Origin of the sequence: Actinosynnema pretiosum, assembly GCF_024171695.1 — a bacterium.
Lineage (GTDB): Bacteria > Actinomycetota > Actinomycetes > Mycobacteriales > Pseudonocardiaceae > Actinosynnema > Actinosynnema pretiosum.
On sequence record NZ_JAMTCF010000006.1, the window covers coordinates 465,118 to 483,999 of the forward strand.

The 18,882-nt window shown below is 74.5% G+C and carries 16 protein-coding genes; 9 read left to right on the forward strand and 7 right to left on the reverse strand.

The features are described 5' to 3' along the window. Together LV78_RS15230 and LV78_RS15235 are read left to right on the forward strand one after the other, a co-directional pair. The gene (locus LV78_RS15230; RefSeq protein ID WP_253845926.1) at nt 1-507 is read left to right on the forward strand and encodes a hypothetical protein; all 507 of its coding nucleotides are present in this window, start codon (nt 1-3) and stop codon (nt 505-507) included. Nucleotides 508-697: 190 nt separating this feature from the next. Then, nucleotides 698-2,275: a hypothetical protein gene (locus LV78_RS15235; RefSeq protein ID WP_253845927.1), complete on the forward strand. Its 1,578-nt coding sequence runs from the start codon at nt 698-700 to the stop codon at nt 2,273-2,275. Nucleotides 2,276-2,328: 53 nt separating this feature from the next. On the opposite strand, the gene LV78_RS15240 is transcribed toward LV78_RS15235, so the two are convergent. Together LV78_RS15240 and LV78_RS15245 are read right to left on the reverse strand one after the other, a co-directional pair. After that, nucleotides 2,329-3,567 (reverse strand): pectate lyase, encoded by a 1,239-nt coding sequence (locus LV78_RS15240; RefSeq protein WP_253845928.1) that lies wholly within the window; start codon nt 3,565-3,567, stop codon nt 2,329-2,331. 265 nt (nt 3,568-3,832) lie between these two features. After that, nucleotides 3,833-4,777, reverse strand: a complete 945-nt coding sequence (locus LV78_RS15245; protein WP_253845929.1) for an NADP-dependent oxidoreductase — start codon at nt 4,775-4,777, stop codon at nt 3,833-3,835. Nucleotides 4,778-4,918: 141 nt separating this feature from the next. Here LV78_RS15245 and LV78_RS15250 point away from each other — a divergent pair, with 141 nt between their 5' ends. From LV78_RS15250 to LV78_RS15265, 4 genes are all read left to right on the forward strand, one after another. After that, nucleotides 4,919-5,419 (forward strand): MarR family winged helix-turn-helix transcriptional regulator, encoded by a 501-nt coding sequence (locus LV78_RS15250; protein WP_253845930.1) that lies wholly within the window; start codon nt 4,919-4,921, stop codon nt 5,417-5,419. Nucleotides 5,420-5,550: 131 nt separating this feature from the next. Then, on the forward strand, nt 5,551-5,949 hold the full coding sequence (locus LV78_RS15255) for a hypothetical protein (RefSeq protein WP_253845931.1): 399 nt from the start codon (nt 5,551-5,553) through the stop codon (nt 5,947-5,949). Nucleotides 5,950-5,959: 10 nt separating this feature from the next. Beyond that, nucleotides 5,960-6,646, forward strand: a complete 687-nt coding sequence (locus LV78_RS15260; RefSeq protein WP_253845932.1) for a TetR/AcrR family transcriptional regulator — start codon at nt 5,960-5,962, stop codon at nt 6,644-6,646. Nucleotides 6,647-6,704: 58 nt separating this feature from the next. Continuing rightward, nucleotides 6,705-7,652, forward strand: coding sequence for an FAD-dependent oxidoreductase (locus LV78_RS15265; RefSeq protein WP_301306530.1), 948 nt, complete (start codon nt 6,705-6,707; stop codon nt 7,650-7,652). Here the strand turns inward: LV78_RS15265 and LV78_RS15270 are convergent. Then, on the reverse strand, nt 7,649-8,029 hold the full coding sequence (locus LV78_RS15270) for an MFS transporter (protein WP_253845933.1): 381 nt from the start codon (nt 8,027-8,029) through the stop codon (nt 7,649-7,651). The two genes, LV78_RS15265 and LV78_RS15270, sit on opposite strands and share 4 nt — an antisense overlap. Nucleotides 8,030-8,104: 75 nt before the next feature. On the opposite strand from LV78_RS15270, the gene LV78_RS15275 reads away from it, so the two are divergent. Both LV78_RS15275 and map read left to right on the forward strand, forming a co-directional pair. Then, nucleotides 8,105-8,716 (forward strand): MFS transporter, encoded by a 612-nt coding sequence (locus LV78_RS15275; RefSeq protein WP_253845934.1) that lies wholly within the window; start codon nt 8,105-8,107, stop codon nt 8,714-8,716. A 187-nt stretch (nt 8,717-8,903) separates the two neighbouring features. Continuing rightward, a complete protein-coding gene (gene map / locus LV78_RS15280; RefSeq protein WP_253845935.1) occupies nt 8,904-9,683 on the forward strand; it encodes a type I methionyl aminopeptidase in 780 nt (259 codons plus the stop codon). Between the two features lie 83 nt (nt 9,684-9,766). Here map and LV78_RS15285 read toward each other — a convergent pair whose 3' ends face one another. Both LV78_RS15285 and LV78_RS15290 read right to left on the reverse strand, forming a co-directional pair. Next, complete coding sequence (locus LV78_RS15285; RefSeq protein WP_253845936.1) at nt 9,767-11,836, reverse strand: ATP-binding protein; 2,070 nt, start codon at nt 11,834-11,836, stop codon at nt 9,767-9,769. Between the two features lie 17 nt (nt 11,837-11,853). Next, nucleotides 11,854-13,506 (reverse strand): tetratricopeptide repeat protein, encoded by a 1,653-nt coding sequence (locus LV78_RS15290; protein ID WP_253845937.1) that lies wholly within the window; start codon nt 13,504-13,506, stop codon nt 11,854-11,856. A gap of 349 nt (nt 13,507-13,855) precedes the next feature. Here LV78_RS15290 and LV78_RS15295 point away from each other — a divergent pair, with 349 nt between their 5' ends. Then, nucleotides 13,856-15,466 carry a methyl-accepting chemotaxis protein gene (locus LV78_RS15295; protein ID WP_253845938.1) on the forward strand — a complete coding sequence of 537 codons (1,611 nt, stop codon included), beginning with the start codon at nt 13,856-13,858 and terminating at the stop codon, nt 15,464-15,466. 71 nt (nt 15,467-15,537) lie between these two features. Here the strand turns inward: LV78_RS15295 and lnt are convergent, their stop codons facing one another. Both lnt and LV78_RS15305 read right to left on the reverse strand, forming a co-directional pair. Further along, the gene (gene lnt, locus LV78_RS15300) at nt 15,538-17,100 is read right to left on the reverse strand and encodes an apolipoprotein N-acyltransferase (protein ID WP_253845939.1); all 1,563 of its coding nucleotides are present in this window, start codon (nt 17,098-17,100) and stop codon (nt 15,538-15,540) included. A gap of 40 nt (nt 17,101-17,140) precedes the next feature. Continuing rightward, nucleotides 17,141-18,760 (reverse strand): asparagine synthase-related protein, encoded by a 1,620-nt coding sequence (locus tag LV78_RS15305; RefSeq protein WP_253845940.1) that lies wholly within the window; start codon nt 18,758-18,760, stop codon nt 17,141-17,143. Nucleotides 18,761-18,882: the final 122 nt, after the last annotated feature.

Here is an 18,882-nt window from a genome sequence, read left to right on the forward strand (position 1 = left end):
GTGCGGCTGGGCGACCTGGCCGCCGCACCCGCGGCGAAGGACGTGGGCGCGCCTTTCGACCCGTGCGACATCGGCGGCAAGGGCTGGGGCGCGTTCCCCGCTCAGGTCAGGCACCCGCAGCGGACCAAGCCGCTGCCGCTGCGCCCGAATCGCGACTTCGCCACCGGCTGCGACTACTCCAACAGCGACTCGATCTCGATCACCCCCGGCGAACCGGGCTCCGGCGCCAAGCCCGCCGTGTTCAGCGCGATCGTGCAGTGGTGGGCGCCCGGCGCGTTCGACCTGGCGGCGGAGGCGGCCAAGCCGGGGGGTCAGCGGGTGGACCTGGCAGGAAGGGCGGGCACGAGCCTGGCCTCGACCGAGCGGGGCGGGAAGCCGACGTGCGAGACGGTCGTGGCGCTGGGCAGCGGCACGGCCAGGGGCGAGCTGTGGCAGGACAAGTTCCCGGTGGACCCGTGCGCGGTGAGCGCGGCGGTCGCCGCGGAGATCGTCAAGACCGCTGGTTGACCGGCGTGCGGTGACGCGCCGCTCCCCCGGTGGACGTCCACTGAGGACGGATCACGGCCGGTTCCGGCGGACTCGGGCGAAACACCCGCGCCGGGCGGCCCGCGTTGCTAGCTTCGTGCGCGGCACGGCGCGGGCCCGGTCACGGGAGCGCCGCCAGCGTTCACGGCACAGCTCCGACCGGGGGGTCGACTTGATCGTCGCACGAGGGACAGAAGCACGTCGTCGGTCGCGCGGGAGGCCGGGCGCGCTGGTCGCGGCGGCGCTGCTGCTGCCGCTCGCCGCCTGCACGAGCGTGGTGGGCTCCAGGGCGGTGCCCGTGCCGCCCGACCAGCGCGTCGGCGCGGGCGGGACCGCGATCGTGGAGCAGGTCGAGGAGGAGGACCGGCCGCTCGCCGTGGCCTACGCCCACCTGCGCGCCGTCGACGCCTGCGGGCTGCTCTACGACGAGCCCGCGATGGCGAAGGCGTTCCCCGGCTCCCGGACCGAGCTGGTGCTGCCCGCGACGGTGCTCGGCACCTGCCGGGCGGTGGTCGCGGTCGGCGAGGGCGCGGGCGAGCTGAAGTACGAGGTGCAGCTGACGCTGGCCGCCAACGCCGCCAACGGCCGGGCGCGGGGCGCGCCGGAGCAGGTCGCCGGGCGGACCGCGCTGGTGGCCAAGGACACGAAGTGCTCGTTCTACCTGGACGTCGACGAGGAGCTGGGCCTGCCCGAGTCCTCGCGCGGGCTGGTGCCCCCGCTGATCGAGTTCGGGATGCACGGCGGCGACACGCCGGGGGTCGACCTGTGCGGGGCCGGGCGGGGCTACCTGGAGTCGACCGCCGCGCTGTGGTCCGACCTGCCCGTGGCGGGCGAGGGGCGGAGCTCGCCCGAGCTGGCGCTGGCGACCCTGGACCCGTGCGTGCCAGCCTCGGCGCTGCTGGACTCCCCCGGCGCGCGGCTCGGCAAGCCGCTGGGCACGAACACGTGCGTGGTCGAGGTCGGGCGCGGTGGCGGCCAGCGGATCGAGGTGAGCTTCCTGATCGGCGGCGACCCCGTCGGCAACCGGCCGGACAACGCCGAGGTGGTCGTCATGGGCGGCCGGGACGTGGTCAAGGAGAAGCTGGCGACCGGGTGCCGCAACGAGTTCGCCTGGCAGGCGGGGCTGCCGCTGGTGAACGAGAGCAGCGAGCTGGTGCTGCGCTACCTCCAGCTCCAGACCGTGCAGGTGAAGTCGCTGAGCTGCGCAGGCTTGGACGAGAGCACCGGGAAGGTTCTGGCGGCGATGGGCGAGGAGCCGCCGCCCGCGAAGCGGGTGGCCACGGCCCCGGTGGTCCTGGGCGCGCACCCCGTGCCACCGGACGCGGCGGCCGTCGGCGCGCCGTTCGACCCGTGCGCGCTGGGCTGGGCGGCGTTCCCCGAGCAGGTCAGGCACCCCAGGGACGTCGTGCCGACCCTGCGGCTGCCGGACGAGGGCTTCGCGACCTCGTGCGTCTACACCAACCACAACGAGGGCAAGGGCTCCGGGCTGTTCACGGCCGAGGTGTTCTGGGCCGCGCCGGACGGGTTCGCGCTGAGCCGGACCGCGCCCGACCGCACGACGAAGGTGCGGGTCGCGGGCCGGGAGGCGCACCGGGTGACGATGAACCCGCGCGAGGGGACGGCGTGCGCGGTGCTCGTGCGACTGGAGCGGGGCGTGGCGGGCGTGCAGGTCCGGCAGGGCCGGTTCGACGTCGACGTGTGCCAGGTCGCCACCACCGTCGCCGAGGCCGCCGTGCGCGCCGCGGCGTGACGACGGGGACCGGGGGCCGGGGTCGACGTCGACCCCGGCCCCCGGTCCGCCTGCTACCGCTGGGTGATGTCCGAGGGCTGGTACAGGCAGTTCTTCCCGTCCGCCCCCTCGCCGATCTTCTTCGGCTCGCTGCCCTTCGGCACGCCCTGGTACTTCTCGCACACCGTCGTGTTCCCGTAGACGGTGATCCGCGAGAACCGGGCCGTGTCGCCCCAGTTCGTGTTGATCCCGACCAGGACCTTGGTCGAGCGCGCGGTGACCCCGTCCAGGACGACGTGCCGCTGGTACGAGGACGAGCAGTTCCCGCAGGCGCGGTAGAGCTTGCCCGAGCTGTGCACCTGGAAGTTGCGGATGGTCAGCGTCCCGGCGCCGTTGTGCTGGAACACCTTGTCCGCGCCGGACTTCGCGCCGCCGCCGTCGACCAGGTAGGTGGCCGAGGAGCTGGAGGACTTGAACGTGGCCGCGTCCTCGCCGACGTCGTTCCACCACACGTTGCGGATCGTGCAGGAGCCCTCGCAGTGGATGCCGTCACCGGCGGGCGCGTCGATGATGACGTTCTGGATCGTGCCGCCGTTGGCCACGACGAACATCGGGTCCTGGCTCTCGCCCTGGCCGCCGTCGCCGATGCCGTAGTAGCGCTTGAGGCCGCCGTCGAAGAAGGTGCCCGCGTTCTTCGTCGTGGTCTGGTGCACGCTGCCGGTGTCGCCCGGCCACGGGCCGTCGCCGACGCCGCCGCCGGGCGGCGGGGTGGTGGTGGTCGTGGGGCCGCCGCCACCGCCGGTGGTCGTGGTGGTGGTGGTGGTGGTCGGGTTGCCGCCGCCCGAGGTGGTGAACGACCACTGCTTGGTGGCCGCGCTGTCGCACGAGTTGGTCTGCACCGGGGCGCCCGACGCGGTCGAGTTGTCCTTGGTGTTCAAGCACTTCCCGCCGTTGGCGTTGACCACCCGGTGGTTGCCGCCGCTCTCCACGAGGGTCCAGGTCTGGCTGCCGGTGCTGCCGCACGCGACCTGCTCCACGACCTTGCCCGCCGACGTCGAGTCGTCCCGCACCCCGGCGCACAGGCCCGCCGCCGAGGTGATCCGGAAGCCGCCGCTGACCGCCGCCAGGGTCCACCGCTGGCTCGCGGCCCCGCCGCACGACGCCTGCGTCAACTGCGACCCGCTCGCTCCGCCTCCCGCGTCCAGGCACTGCCCGCTGCCGCCGTTGGTGACCACGTACGTGCCCGCGCTCACCGCCGCCGACGCGGGCGGCGCGCTCGGCCAGGCCACGAGGGCGACCACCAGAGCGCCCACGGCGCCCAGCGCGGAGAAGACCCTCCACGAATGGGGAGAAATGTTCAAACGGTTGCGCGAACCCATGCACGCCTCCTTGCGAGCACCCGGAAAAACGCGATCCCGCATCCGTTGTTCACGTCTCTGAACTGCGCAAACAGCGGAGAAGCGCGGTAATGGGGACCGTAGCGCAGCTTTTCCGGTCAAGCAACGAAAACTCGTTCGGCGCAATCACGTTCACGGTGGTGAACAAAATTGTTCACCACCGTGAACGCATTCGGGGAACTCAGATCCGCACGACGACCTTGCCGCGCACGTGACCCTCCTCGACGAGCGCGTGCGCCTGCGCGACCTCCTCCAGCGCGAACACCCGCGACACGTGCGGCGCGTACTGCCCGCGCTCGCCGAGGTCGGCGGCCTCGGCCAGCAGCACCGGGTTGTTCTCGGCGCCGAGCGCGCGCACGCCCAGCGCGGGGGCGCGCACCTGGTCGGCGACGGTGACGACCGCGTCGGGGCCGCCCGCGATGGCCACGAGGTCGGCCAGCGAGCCGGACCCGGCCGCGTCGAGCACGAGGTCGACGCCGCCGAGCGCCGCGACCCGCTCGGCCAGCCCGTCGCCGTAGGTGGTGGGCACCGCGCCCAGCTCGGTCAGGTAGTCGTGGTTGCGCTCGCTCGCGGTGCCGACGACCTTCGCGCCGCGCGCGACGGCGAGCCGCACGGCGGTGCTGCCCACGCCACCTGCGGCGCCCTCGACCAGGACGGTGCGACCCTCGATGTCACCGAGGGCGTCGAGCGCTCCCCCGGCGGTGACCACGGCCAGGCCCGCGGCGGCGGCCTGCTCGACGGTCCAGGTGGACGGCACGCGCGCCCAGGCGGAGAGCACCGCGTGCTCGGCGGTGGCGCCGCCGAGGCCGCCGAGGCCGAACACGAGGTCGCCGACCTCGACGCCGGTGACGCCCTCGCCGACCTCGTCGACGACCCCGGCGGCGTCACGGCCGGGGATGGCGGGCAGCTCGATGTAGAAGGCGGCGAGGCCGGGCGGCTGCTGCTCGACGGGCAGGTCGAAGAGCTTGGCCAGGTGGCCCGCGCGGACCTTCCAGTCGACCGGGTTGACGCTGGCCGCGCCGACCGCGATCCGGACCTCGCCCGGTCCGGCGTGCGGCTCGGCGACGCCGTCGTCCACGGTGAGCACGCTGCTGGGGCCGTACTCGTGGTAGCGCGCTGCGCGCATGGCTCTCTCCTCGGTTCCCGGCCCTGGCGGACCGCTCGACCACCCCGACGGGTGATCACTTTCCACGGAAACTCTTTCCGTGGAAAGTGACCATACCCGAATCACTTTCCATGTCAAATGACGGCTTGGTAGGGTGCGGGGGTGCCGAGCGAGGAAGCCCCGAAGCCGCTGGACGTGGCCGAGCAGCGCGCGTGGGCGCTGCTGCTGGGCGTGACCACCTGGCTCCCGGCCGCGCTCGACGCGCACCTGCAGAAGGAAGCCGGGATCAGCCACAGCGAGTACCAGGTGCTGTGGTGGCTCTCCACCAGCACTGAGAAGGTGCTGCACATGAGCCAGCTCGCCGACAGCGCGGGCGTCACCGCCTCGCACCTGTCCCGGATCGTGGCGCGGCTGGAGAAGCGCGGCTGGATCACCCGCAACCCCGACCCGGCGGACGGCCGGTACACCCAGGCCAGGCTGACCGGGGAGGGCGAGGGCAAGGTCGCCGAGTGCGCGCCCGGTTACGCGACGGCGTTGCGCGCCAACCTGTTCGACCACCTCGCCGGGGACCAGGTGGACGACCTCGCGACGCTGGCGTACGCGATCCTGCGCGAGCTGCGACCGGTGTGCGTGAACCACCTGCCGGGCGAGCCCCCGGCCTGAGCGGCCCCGCCGGATCGGGAACGGTGTTCGCGGCGGTGCGCGCCGCTACCTTGACGTGCCCGCCGGACGGAAGCCAGAATCGGGGCGATCCGAGAACACTGTTCTCGGTTTCACCGACGTTGGGGGACGCCGTGGGAACCACCGGACCGCCGCTGGACCGGGTCGGGCGCGCGCTGGCGGGGGTGAACGCGCTGCTGGCGCTCGGCGCGTTCGGCGCGGGCGCCCTCGCGCTCGGGGACGTCCCGGACGACCACCTGGTCGTGGAGTCCTGGCGCGCCACCGGTTTCCTGGTGTTCGCCGGGCTGTGGGCGGTGCTCGCCGCGCACCCCCGGCGCACGCCCGCGCTGTGGGAGCTGGTGCTCGTGCACAAGGTCGCGCTGACCGCCGTGGCGCTGACCGTCGCGCACACCGGCGAGGGGATCGGGGCCGCGCTGGTGGACGGCTGGCTGGCGGTGAGCACGGCGGTCGCCTACGCGGCCTGCCGGGGCTGGCGCGCCTGGCGGCCCGCGGGGGTCGCGACCGCTCTCTAGGGTGTGCGGCATGGTCACCCCACGGCGGTCCGCGCGCGAGCGCATGACGCGCGACATCGTGCGCGTGGGCCGCGAGCACCTCAAGGCCGGGCCGCCCGCCGAGCTGTCGCTGCGGGCGGTGGCCAGGGACCTCGACGTGGTGCCGTCCGCCCTGTACCGGTACGTGCGCGACCGCGAGGCGCTGCTGACCCTGCTGATCGTGGACGCCTACGACGAGCTGGCCGACGAGGTCGACGCGGCGCTCGCGGCGGCCTCTCGGCGGGCGCACCGGGGGCGGTTGGAGGCCGGGGTGCTGGCGGCGCGCGCTTGGGCGCTGCGGGAGCCGTCCCGGTTCGCGCTGCTGCACGGCACCCCGGTGCCCGGCTACCACGCGCCCGACGAGCAGACCGGCGGGCCGGGCACGCGGGTGGTGCTGGCGCTGGGCGGGGTGGTCGAGCACGCGTGGCGGGCCGGGCGGCTGCGGGCGGTGGACCCGCCGCGCTCGGCGGCCGTGCGGGCGGCGATGGGCGAGCTGCGGGAGGCGTACGGGCTGCTGATGCCGGTGGGGAACGTGGCTCGGGTGTACGGGCTGTGGTCGGCGGTGATCGGGGCGGTGCTGTTCGAGGTGTTCGGGCAGTACGCGGACTCGGCGGTGTGGGACCCGGAGGCGTTCCTGCGGTTCCACGTAGACGGGCTGGCGGAGGGCGTCGGGCTGTGAGGGGTGCTCGGGCCGTGACGGCGTGGGGCGCGCGGACGCGCGGGTAGGGTCGCCGGGCATGGGGCGAATCGCCGTGATCGGCGCCGGGGTGGTCGGGTTGACGGTGGCGCACGAGCTGGCGGTCGCCGGGCACCGGGTCGAGGTGGTGGCCGGGGCGGACCACGCGGGGTCGGTGTCGTCGGTGGCCGCCGCGATCTGGTTCCCGCACGCCGTGGACAGCTCGGCGCGGGTGCTGGCGTCGGCCAGGACCACCGGTGAGCGGCTGGCCGCGCTGGCGGCGGACCCGGCGACGGGCGTGCGGATGCGCACCGGGACCGTCCTCGCCCGCCGCCCCGACCCCGACCTGTCGTGGACGTCGGCCGTGGCCGCGCACCGCCCGGCGACCGCGTCCGAGGTGCCGGAGGGCGCGAGCGGGGTGGTGGTGACCCTGCCGGTGGCGGTGACGGACGTGTACCTGGGCTGGTTGCGGGCCCGGGTCGAGGGGCTGGGCGTGGGGTTCCGCACGGCCGGGCTGGTCGAGCCGGAGGACGTGGGCGCGGGGTTCGACGCGGTGGTGGTCGCGGCCGGGCTGGGCTCGGGGGCGCTGCTGGGCGATCCGCAGGTGCACCCGATCCGGGGGCAGGTGGTGCGCCTGGCGAACCCCGGCCTGACCCGCTGGGTGACCGACGACGACAACCCCGGCGGCCTGACCTACGTGGTGCCGCGCGACGGGGACGTGGTGTGCGGCGGGACCGGCGACGTGGGCGAGTGGGGCACCGAGCCGGACCCCGAGGTCGAGGCGGCGATCCTGCGCAGGGCGACCGCGCTGGTGCCGGAGCTGGCCGGGTGCCCGGTGGTGTCGCGGGCGGTGGGCCTGCGCCCGGCGCGGCCTCGGGTGCGGCTGGAGGTGGTGGACGGGCGCGGCCTGCCGGTGGTGGCGTGCTACGGGCACGGCGGGGCGGGGTTCACGCTGTCCTGGGGCGAGGCGGCCGAGGTGGTGCGGGTGGTCGGCGGGCTGGGGGTCTAGGGCGCGACGGCCTCGGCGCGCAGCGGCGAGAAGCGCAGCGCGATCGCGCACAGCGGCAGCAGGCAGGCGAGCAGCAGCACCGAGGGCCGCAGGCCGAGCACCGCGCCGAGGCCGCCCGCGACGATTCCGGCGAGCGGCCGGAGCCCCCACTGCACCCAGTTGACGGCGGCGTTCACCCGTCCGAGGTGGTCGGGCGGGCAGGACAGCAGCCGGTAGGCGCGCTGGGCGACGTTGTAGACCAGCAGGCCCGCGAAGGTGACGGCGAACCCGAGGGCGGCGACGGCCACGCCGACCGGTCCGGGCGGGGCGAGCCCGGCGACGACGAACCCGCCGAAGCTGTTGGTGGCGGTGATGAGCACCAGTGAGCGGTTCGCCACGAGCAGGCGCAGCCCGGCGGTCAGCTCCCACAGGAACCGGTCCCGCTCGCGCGGCCGGGCTGGGGCGGGCTCGCGGTGCCGGACCAGCAGCAGGGTCGCGACGCCGACCAGGCAGGCGCCGACGTCGGCGACGACCGCGCGCGCCGCGCCGAGCAGCCCGACCAGTGCCCCGGCGAGGCGGGTGTCGTGCTGATGCTGCTGACCGGGCTGCCGCTGCCGCCGGTGGCGCCGCTGGTCACCAAGGTCGTTCCGCCGCAGGGCGTCGTGGTGCTGGCGGTCGCGCTGGTCGGGATCGGCGCGGCCTGGCTGACGGTGATCGGGCCGGGGGCGTCGGTGCTGTCGATCGCGGGGCCGCTGCTCACCGTCGGCGCCGGGTTCGGGATCTCGACCGGGCTGATCGACGGGGTCGCGATCGGCAGCGTGGATCCCGCACGCGCGGGAACCGGCGCGGGGATGTTCAACGCGGTGCGGCTCGCGCTGGAGACGATCGCCATCGCCGTCGTGGGCGCCGTGCTGGCCACGACGACCGGCGGCCGGCTCGCGGAACCGGGCTACACCAGCGGTCTGCACGTCGCGCTGTGGGGGATGGCCGGTCTCGCCGCGGTTCTGACCGTGGTGCTGGCGAGGGTGCTGCCGCGCAGGCGCGAGACCACGGCGCGGCAGCACCCGGAACCTTCCCAGGCGTGACGAGTTCCCGCTCGCGGGTCGATCACCCGCACCCGACCACGACCACCCCTCGGCTCAAGCGGCCCATCACCGAGTTGCGCGACCCCCTCAGCGGCACGCCGCCGCCCCGCAGTTGGTATTTCTATACCGCGCCCGTGTTAAGGTACCGGTATAGAAATACCGGCACTGATGTGACGCGAGGGTACAAATGATCGAGCTGAAGACGCCTGCGGAGATCGACCGCATGCACGTGACCGGGCGGTTCGTCGCCGAGGTGCTCACCGAGGTGGGGAACCTGGCCGACGTCGGCGTCAACCTGATGGACATCGAGCACCACGTGCGCGGCCTGATCAAGCAGCGCGGGGCCGAGTCCTGCTACTGGGACTACGCGCCCTCGTTCGGCGAGGGGCCGTTCCGCAACGTCATCTGCCTGTCCGTCAACGACGCCGTCCTGCACGGCCTGCCGCACGACTACGCCCTGCGCGACGGCGACGTGCTCAGCGCCGACATCGCGGTCAGCATCGACGGGTGGGTCGCCGACTCGGCGCGCACGGTCATCGTCGGCACCCCGAACGAGCAGGACCAGCGGATCATCCGCGCCACCGAGGTCGCCCTGGAGGCGGGCATCGAGGCGGCCCGGCCGGGCAACCGGCTGGGTGACATCTCGGCCGCCATCGGCGCGGTGGCGTCCGAGTTCGGCTACAAGGTCAACACCGAGTTCGGCGGCCACGGCATCGGGCGCACCATGCACGAGGACCTGCACGTGCCCAACAAGGGCAAGGGCGGCCGGGGGCTGAAGCTGCGGCCCGGTCTGACCCTGGCGCTGGAGCCGTGGCTCGCGCGCACGACCGACCGGATCGTCTACGACGACGACGGCTGGACCATCCGCTCGGCGGACGGCTCCCGCACCGCGCACTCCGAGCACACGGTCGCCATCACCGAGGACGGGCCCGTGGTGCTCACCCGGCGTGAGGGCGAGCAGCACTGACCCCCGAACGGGCGTCCCGAGCACGGGGGACGCCCGTCGGTCGGCGATCCGGCGGTGAGCGGCCTGGTCAGGCGCCAGCCGGGTCAGGAACCGGTCGAGCCGGCCTCGCCCGACGAAGCGGTGAAGCGCTCGATCCAGCCGCGCACCCGGTCGCGGACGGCGTCCCCCTCGGGGAGCAGCGCCAACGACTCCCGCAGCTCCGCCAGCCCGGTCGCCACGTCGCCGGACAGGCACCGCGCGAACCCCAGCTCCGCCAGCACCAGCGCCAGCCCGTACTCCTCCCCCGGCACCCGCCGCGCCTCGCGCACCAGCTCGTACCGCGCCACCGCCTCGGCGAACCGCCCGGCGTCCCGCAGCGCGTTCGCCGCGCTCAACCGCGCCCACGCCGCGCTCCTGCGCGCCCCGGTCGCGGTGAAGTCGCTCAGCGCGGCCTCCGCGAACGCCAGCGCCTCGACAGGCCGTCCGGCTTCCCTGTGTGCCCCGCTCAGGCCGTTGCGCGCCACCCCGGCCGCGTGCAGGTCGCCGATCCGCTCAGCCGCGAGCAATGATCGCTCCAGCAGCGCCAGCGCCTCGCTCTCTCGCCCCAGCTCACGGCACAACTGCGCGTACCGGACCGCCACCCACCCGATCCCGCGCTCGTCCCGCTCCCTCTCGTGGATCTGCAGCGCCTCCCGGAAGCACTCCTCCGCGCACCCGTACTCGCGCAGCTCCCGGCGCGCCACCCCGAGCCCGCCGAGCACTTGGGCCACCCCTGCCGGGGCATCTGCGGCCCGCGCCGACGCAAGTCCCAGCTCGTGCACAGTGATCCAGTCGTCCCACGCCTTCACCCGATAGCAGTGCTCGAACAGCGCGATCGCGAGCCGCCACACCACCTCGTGCTCACCCAGCTCGGCGGCCCGCCGCGCGGACGCGACCAGGTTGACCCGCTCGGCGGCGAACCACTCCTGGGCCGCTGCGGCCTTCTCCCCAGACCGGGCATCGGACACCGGGGCCTGCAGCTCCCGGTCTGCGTCGAGCGCACCCGCCAAGCGCCACGAGAGCACACGCCGCACCGCGTCGAACTGCTCGCTGGCGCTCTCCTCGTCCTCGGCCCGCGCGAGGGCGTACTCCCGCAGCACGTCGTGCACCCGAAACCGCCGACCGGCCTCGACGACCTCCAGCAGATTGACCCGGCACAGCGCGCCGAGCGCGTCCAGCGCCACCCCGCCCCCGACGTCGGCCAGCGCAGCGACCGCGTCGGGTGTGGCCGTGATGCCGGGCAGCAGCCCGAGCAGCCGGAACACCCGCGCGTGCTCGGGCGCGAGCTTGCGGTAGGACAGGCCGATCACGTCCTCCGGCGACGCCTCACCCTCCGCACCGTCCTTGAGCACCGCGAACACCGCCTTCCCGGTCAGCGCCCCGGCCAGCTCAGCGGCCGTGCCGTAGCTGAAGCCGTCGATTCGCTGGGCGGCGATCAGCAGCATAAGCGGCAGGTAACCGCAGCGGCGGGCCAGCACCTCGGTCTCCGGGTCGTCGGCCACGTTCACGCCGTCACTGCGCTGCGCGAGCAGCGCCACCGCGTCGTCGGGCGAGAGCGGGCCGAGGGGGATGTCGACGGCGCCGTCGCGCACGACCAGGCCGCGCAGCCGCGACCGGCTGGTCACCACGACCACCGAGCGCCCGCCTGGCAGGAGCGGCCGAACCTGCTCGGCGCCGGACGCGTCGTCGAGCACGACCAGCACCCGCTTGCTGCTGAGCGCGCTGCGGTACTGGGCGGCCCGGTTCCCCGTGTCACCCACCCCGGTGACACCCAGCTCGTGCAGCACTTGGTCCAACACCTCGCCGGGTTCGGCGGGCGGGTTGGCCGGGTTGTGGCCGCGCAGGTCCGCGTACAGGACCCCGTCGGGGAAGTGTGCCAGGTTGCGTCGCGCCCAGTGCACTACCAGCGCGGACTTGCCGACACCCGGCTGCCCGGACACGCACAGCAGCGCGGGTCCGCCGTCCGGCAACGCCTCGGACAGGCGCGCCTGGGCTTGCCGCTGGTTGAACAGCACGCCCTGCCAACCGGGCAGCTGCATGGGCGGGCGCGGAACGGGCAGCCCGACCGACTCGATGTTCCCGGCCTGCACGACGACGTGCGCCGCGCCGCTGACCACGTTCCTGATGTCCTTCAACGCTCCCCCTCCGCCGCTCAGCCCGCGACCTCGCGCAGCAGCTCCCGCACGTCCCCCGCGCGCGGATCGCCGATAGCGTCGAAGTGCGCCAGCGCCAGGTCCAAGTGCTCCCGCGCGCCCGCCCGGTCACCGGACGCGAGCAATGTCCTGGCCAGGTCGTGGTGGCACACCGCGACCCCGTAGCGGTCGTCAACGGCGGTACGGACGGCAAGCGCGGCTTGGTAGCAGGCAACTGCCTCCTGGTGGCGCCCGGCGTCGTGATGCACGTTGCCGCGCATCACCTCCGCCCAGGCGAGCCCTTGCCGGTAACCCGCGCGCTGGAACGCCTCGGTCGCCCGGTCGCCATGCTCCAACGCCGCAACCAGGTCGCCCGCCCTGCGGTGCATGCCGCACAGGTTGTTGAGCACCATGCCCTCCAGCTTCGGATCGCCTGCCAGCACGGCCAGTTCCAGCGCCTGCCCGGCCAGGCTCAAAGCCAGGTCAGGGGTACCTGCCTCGACGTGGGCGTAGGCGAGCCGGTTGAGCGCGACGGCACAACCGCTCGGGTCGTCCAGTCCGCGCCACACCTCGGCGGCCAGCGACAGCAGCTCGACAGCGACCTCGTGATCACGCAGCTCGCGGTGCGCCAGGCCGAGGGTGGACAGCAGAGCAGCCTCGGTTGCCTGGTCACCGATCCTCCGGGCGATGAGCACGGCGCTGGTGGCCAGGTCGATCCAGTCCCGCCACGGCTTGCGGTGGTAGCAGTAGTCCAGCACCAGGGTGAGCCTGCGCAGCGCGGTGCGGTGGTCGCCGCTGTCGAGGGCCCACCGGGTGGAACGCAGCAGCGCGACCCACCGCTTGTCCAACCAGGCCAGCGCGTGGGGCTCGTCGCGGAAGCGCAGCTCGGGCAGGGACGGGTCAGCCGAGGCCGTCACGTCCGGCGTCCCGGACAGCAGTGCCGACACGTGCACCAGCGCGTGGTCCCACCACTCGTCGGTTTCACCGGGCGCGAGCGGGTTCCCCCTGACAGGACCGGCGGCCAGCTTGCGGCGGTACACGACAACGAGCTCGGCCGTGATCGCACCATCATCGCCCAGCTCAAGCAGCAGCAGGTCCAAGTCGTCGAGCAGCGCACCAACCTCACGGCGCAACTCATCGGCGCGGGCCAGGTCGAGCGCGGGGTCGCACAGGTCGCTGAGGCGCGATTCGAGCAGCAGAACGCGGACGGCGGTCTTGCTCATCAGCACGTTCCGCTCGGTGAGCACGATCCGGTGCTCACCCGTGTAGAGGGTCGCGACGCCGGTCTCCTCGCTGACGGCGACCACCGGGACGGCGATGTCGCGCGCGGTGTTCGCGGCGGTGGAGTGCCGGGCGCCATGACCGGGCTGGACGTGGTTCGAGTGCGGGCGCAGCACGGCGTGGGCGCGGACGATCTCGGTGAGGCCATCGCCGCCGAGGATCACGGCGAGGTCCATCTTGGCGGTCTGGGACAGGTTCTCAGGGGTGGCGGCTACGCCGGGCAACGGGTAACCACCGGAACAGACCTTGTCGACGGTGTCGTCCCAGCCGAGCACGAACAGCCCACCCGAGCCGGAGGCCGCGACCCGGTCGATGCCGCGTCGGAGATCGGTGTGCAGCGCCAGCAGGGCCAGCGCAGCGCGCACCCTCGGCGGTAGTGGACTGATCGTCATGCACCCCCCTCGGGGCGATCACTCTGCTTCCCGACGGATGGCAGCAAGGGCTTCGAGGTGTGTCAGCACAACGCTACAACGTCGCGCGAGCGCAACGACTTCCGGGGACGCACCTCTCGGGAATCCGCTGATTAGACCGGAATTTCTCCACCTCACCGACTTCCTATCCGTTGCTCTTACGCAACGCATTAACGCTGCCTGCGCACAACGCCCCCCACACGCCCCACTCCCACCGCGGTCGCCCGGACAGGCGAACCACCCAGCTGGAAAACCCGTCAACCTGCCCCGGTCCCTGCCGTTACAGCCGGTGCACCGCCGCGCCCTGCGGCGCACCGCCCCTGGAGGTCGGATGTTCTCCGGTCAGCTCCGCCGCCTGCGCACCGGCGCCCGGCTCGGCGCCGCGTTCACCGCCGTCACCGTCGTGCTGAGCGGCGCCTCGGTGGCCGCCGTGCTGGGCATCGGCGACCAGCAGGAGTCGGCCGCGCGGGAGCGGCAGGTCCGCGACCTGGTCCGGACCGCCGACCTGATCAAGTTCTACGACGCCGACATCAGCGGCTGGCAGGTCGCCTACGCCTGGGACGCGCGCAGGCTCACCCCGGCCGAGGCCGTCGCCCCGACCAGCGGCAACCGCGCGGGCTTCCTCGCCGACAAGGCCAAGCTGACCGAGGTGCTCGCCTCCGTCCCCGCCGACCGGCTCACCGACGCCGAGCGCACGGTCTTCACCAGGATCTCCGACTCCTGGAAGAAGTACTTCACCGCCGACGACCAGGCCGCCGCCGCGTACGCGCGGGGCGCGGTGGACGAGGGCGACGCGATCGTCCTCGGCCCCGGCTACGAGATCTACTTCACGATCGTCGAGGACACGAACGCCCTGATCGCGCAGCTGAGCGACCGGTTGGCCGCCGACCAGGCCGCCGCCGAGTCCGCCGCGTCGACCCTGGTCACCTGGGTCGCGATCGCGCTGGTCGCCGCCATCGCGCTGGCCGCGCTGCTCGCGTTCGCGGTCACCCGCAGCATCACCGCGCCGCTGGGCCGCACGGTCCGCGCGCTGCGCCGCGTCGCCGAGGGCGACCTGACCGCCACCCCGACCCCGGAGGGCCGCGACGAGGTCGCCGAGGCCGACCGGGCGCTGGCCGAGGCCGTCGACAACACCCGCGCCGCCGTGACCGCGCTGTCCGACGGGGCGACCTCGCTGACCTCGCTCGCCGGTGGCCTGGCGGGCACCGCGCGGACCCTGTCCCAGAACAACCAGGACACCGCCGCGCAGGCGGGCCGGGTGTCGGCGGCGGCCGAGGACATCTCGGGCAACGTGCGCACCGTGGCCACCGGCAGCGCCGAGATGGGCCAGTCCATCCAGGAGATCGCGCACAACGCCGCCGAGGCGGCCCGCGTCGCCGCGCAGGCCGTGTCCACCGCCGAGTCCACCACCACGATCGTGTCCCGCCTCGGCGCGTCGTCGACCGAGATCGCCTCGGTGGTCGGCGCGATCACCTCGATCGCCGAGCAGACCAACCTGCTGGCCCTGAACGCCACGATCGAGGCGGCGCGGGCGGGCGAGTCCGGCAAGGGGTTCGCGGTGGTCGCGAACGAGGTCAAGGAGCTGGCGCAGGAGACCGCGAAGGCGACCGAGGACATCGTGGGCAAGGTCGCGGTGATCCAGTCGGACACGGACGCGGCGGTGCTGGCGATCGCGGAGATCTCCACGATCATCGGGCAGATCAGCTCGTTCCAGAACACCATCGCGGCGGCGGTCGAGGAGCAGACCGCGACCACGGCCGAGATGGCGCGCAACGTGTCGGGCGCGGCGACCGGGTCCGGCGAGATCGCGGTGAACGCGTCGGGCGTGGCGCAGGCGACGGAGCGGACCACCGCGCAGCTCGCGGAGGTCACCTCGGCGGCGCAGTCGCTGGACAGCTCGGCCCGTGACCTGCGCGCGGCGGTGGAGCGCTTCCGCGTGTGACCCCCTGAACCCTCTCCTCCATCCCCCACAACGGTTCCCGCCCCCTCACCAGGGGGCGGGAACCGCCCGTTTCATGGCGTGGGGACGGGCTCGTCGACGCGCTCGACGGCCGCCGCCCCGCGCTCGCGGCGCGCCAGCCACGCGCCCGCCGCGATCGCGCCGAGCGCGGCGATCGTGAACAGCCCGCCGAGCACCCCGCCGATCCGGGTCGCGACCGTCACCGACGAGCGCAGCGGCACGTCCGCGACCATCAGGTCCTCGGTGAACATGCCGGTGGACTCGGCCACGGTCCCGTCCGGCCGGACCACCGCGCTGACCCCGCTGATCGCCGCGACGACCACGGCCCGCCCGTGCTCGACCGCGCGCAGCCGGGCCATGCCGAGCTGCTGGTAGGTCATCTCGCCGGGCCCGTACCAGGCGTTGTTGGTGGGGGCGACGATCAGCTGCGCGCCCTGGGCGGCGGACTCGCGCAGCACGTAGTCGTAGGCCAGCTCGTAGCAGATGCCCAGCCCGATCCTGGTGCCCGCGACGTCGAACAGGCCGGGCTCGCCGCCCGCGTCCATGTCGGGGGTGTCGGCGAACGGGGTGATGATCCTGGCCAGGTCGCGCACCGGGATGTGCTCGGCGAACGGCACCAGCTCCTGCTTGGCGTACACCTCGCCGGGCCCCTCGACCGGGTCCCAGTCGACGATCGCGTTCTGCTGCTTCCCGTCGACCCGCCGCACCGCGCCGACCAGGTTCGGCACGCCCAGCTCGCGCACCGCCAGGTCGACGCCCAGGTCGTCGGCGCCGACGCTGACCGAGCTCTCCGGCCACACCACCAGGTCCGGCTTCGGCAGCTCGCCGGAGCGGACGCGGTCGGCCAGCTCGGCGGCGGCCCCGAGGTGGTTGGCGCGCAGGGTGTCGCGCGCGTAGAGCAGGCCGAGGCCGATGTCGGGGGCGTTGCCCTGGATGACGGCGATCTTGCGCTCGCCCTCCTGGGCGGCGGTTCCCACCAGCGGGGCGGTCGCCAGCGCGGCGACCAGCGGGACGACGACCCAGGCGTGCCCCAGCCTGCGGGGCGCGGTGGCGAACGAGGCCAGCCCGAACCCGGTGACGACGACCGCGAACGACACCAGCGGGGCCCCGCCGAGCGCGGCGAGCGCCAGGAACGGCCCGTCGACCTGGCCGAACGCCACCCGGCCCCACGGGAACCCGTTGAACGGCGCCAGTCCGCGCAGGGTCTCCTGGAGCACGAACAGCAGCGCGCCCCACACCGGGGCGGCGGGCAGCCGGGAGACCAGCGGCACGAACGCGCAGGCGGCGGCGCTGTACAGGCCCATGACCGCGCAGAGCAGCAGCCACGGGCCGACGCCGTACTCGCGGCCGAGGAAGTCGTTGAGCCACAGCAGGTGCGGCAGGAAGAAGGCGAGGCCGAAGGTGAGGCCGAGCCCGAACGCGCGGCGGGCGCGGACGCCGCGCAGGGCGGTCCAGAGCGCGGCGAACGCCGGGATCGCGGTCCACCACAGGCCGTGCGGGGGGAAGGCGAGGTAGAGCGCGCCGCCCGCCACCGCGACGAGCGCGTGCCACCCGCCCCAGCGCGCCGCCCGCGCCCACCTGCCCAGCCCGGCACCGCCCACCGGCTCGCCACTCACCGCACCGACCTCCAGGAAAACCGCAGTCCGGCCGTGAACGCTAGTTGACGGCGGGTGGCGGGTCGCGGGGGCGTGGTGGTCCCCCGCCGAGCGCGCCGCCCGGCCGCCAGCGCGCCACGGCCAGGGTGTGCGCCAGGGCGGTCGCCCAGCGCGGTTCGGGGACGGCGAGGTGCGCGCGCACGACGTCGGCGTCGACGATGCCCAGCGCGGTGAGCGGGGAGGCGTCGAGCACGTCGTTCTCGTCGTCGTGGTTCCCGTCGTCGTTCTCGTTCTCGCCGGTGTGGTCCGCGCTCGCCTCCTCCGGCGCGAACGCCACCTCCGGCACGGCCGCGACGAGCAGCGGCGCGCGTCCCCAGGGCGCGCCGCGCTGCTCGGCCCGGACCGCCAGGCACGCCTCCAGCACCCGGTCGTCCAGGAACGGAGCCTCGCCCCCGCCCGCCGCCAGGAAGGACGCGGCGACGGCCCTGACCCGTTGCAGGTGGCTGTGCTGCCCGCGGCGGGGTGCGAGCGGTTCGACGTCGGCGTGGGCGCGCAGCAGCGCGGCGACCCCGGCGGCGGCCTCGACGCTCACCCACGGCGGCAGGCGGGGCGGGGCGCCCCAGCCGAGCGGTGGGACGGCGTCGTCGTGCAGCGCGTGGGCCTGGTCGAGCAGCCAGGCCCGGTAGTCCCGCCGGTCGGCGAACCCGCGCAGCACGTCCCCGACCGCCCACCGGTGGCGGGCCCGGTGGGCGGCGAGGTGCTGCCAGGCGGCGCGCGGGTCGTGGCGGGCGAGGTCGTGCAGGTACTCGACGGGCGCGCCGACGACCTCGTCGGCGCCGGTCCCGTGGAGGCGTGGCAGCGGGCCCGGTGGCGCGCACGGCGGTGGCGCGCACGGCGGTGGCGCGGGCAGGTCGGTGGCGCGGGTCGCCGCCCCGCCGGGCGCGGCGTCGGTCGGGGTGAGCGCGCCGCGCCGGTCGGCGAGCAGTCCGAGCACGGCAGCCCCGATCCCACCCGGTCCTGCGGTGACCGCGTCCCCGCGCAGCCCCACCGCCTCCTCCAGCGCTCGCCGCAGCCCGGCGGCCCCGTCCTCGATGCCGAGGACCGGTTCGGGTGGCGTCCACCACCGCCGGGTGCGCGTGCCGCCGTCCGAGCGCAGTTCGAGCTCGCTGCCTGCGGGAACGGCCGTGACACCGCGCCAGGGCGTGAGGTCGGTGAGCGGGTGCGGGAGCCGGTCGCCGAGCAGGAGCGCCGCGAGCACGGCCTCGTCGACGGGCGCGGACGCGGCGGCGGCGAGCACGTCGGCCCGGTCGCAGGCGAGATCGACGCCGTCGACGCGCGCGTGGAACACCCGCCGGAGACCGGACGCCGTGCCCCGGACCCGGACGCCCCCGTCGACCGAGGCGCTGAGGTGGCAGCTGCCCGCCCGGACCCGGTCGCCCCCGGCGGCCCCGTCGACTGGAACCGCGAGCACGCCTGCTCCAAGTCGCACGGCGACTTCGGCGCCACCCCCGCCCCCGATCACCACCACCCCGTCCTCCCGCGAGACGGGGGTCCCGCTCCCGACGACCCAGGGCCGCCCGGACCGGTGCGCGACGAGCACCGCGCCTCCCCGCAACCGCCGCAGCGCACGCCCGGCCCCCACCAGGTCGGGCAGGACCACGAACCAGGACTCGCTCCCCACACCCGACCTCCCGCCCACCGGCTTGCTGGTGCGCCCCACCCAACGCGAGCAGGCCCACCCCCACCACCGGGCGGCCTGCGACTGGGCCCCGGTTCAGCTCTCCCGTCCGGGTGAGGCGGTGC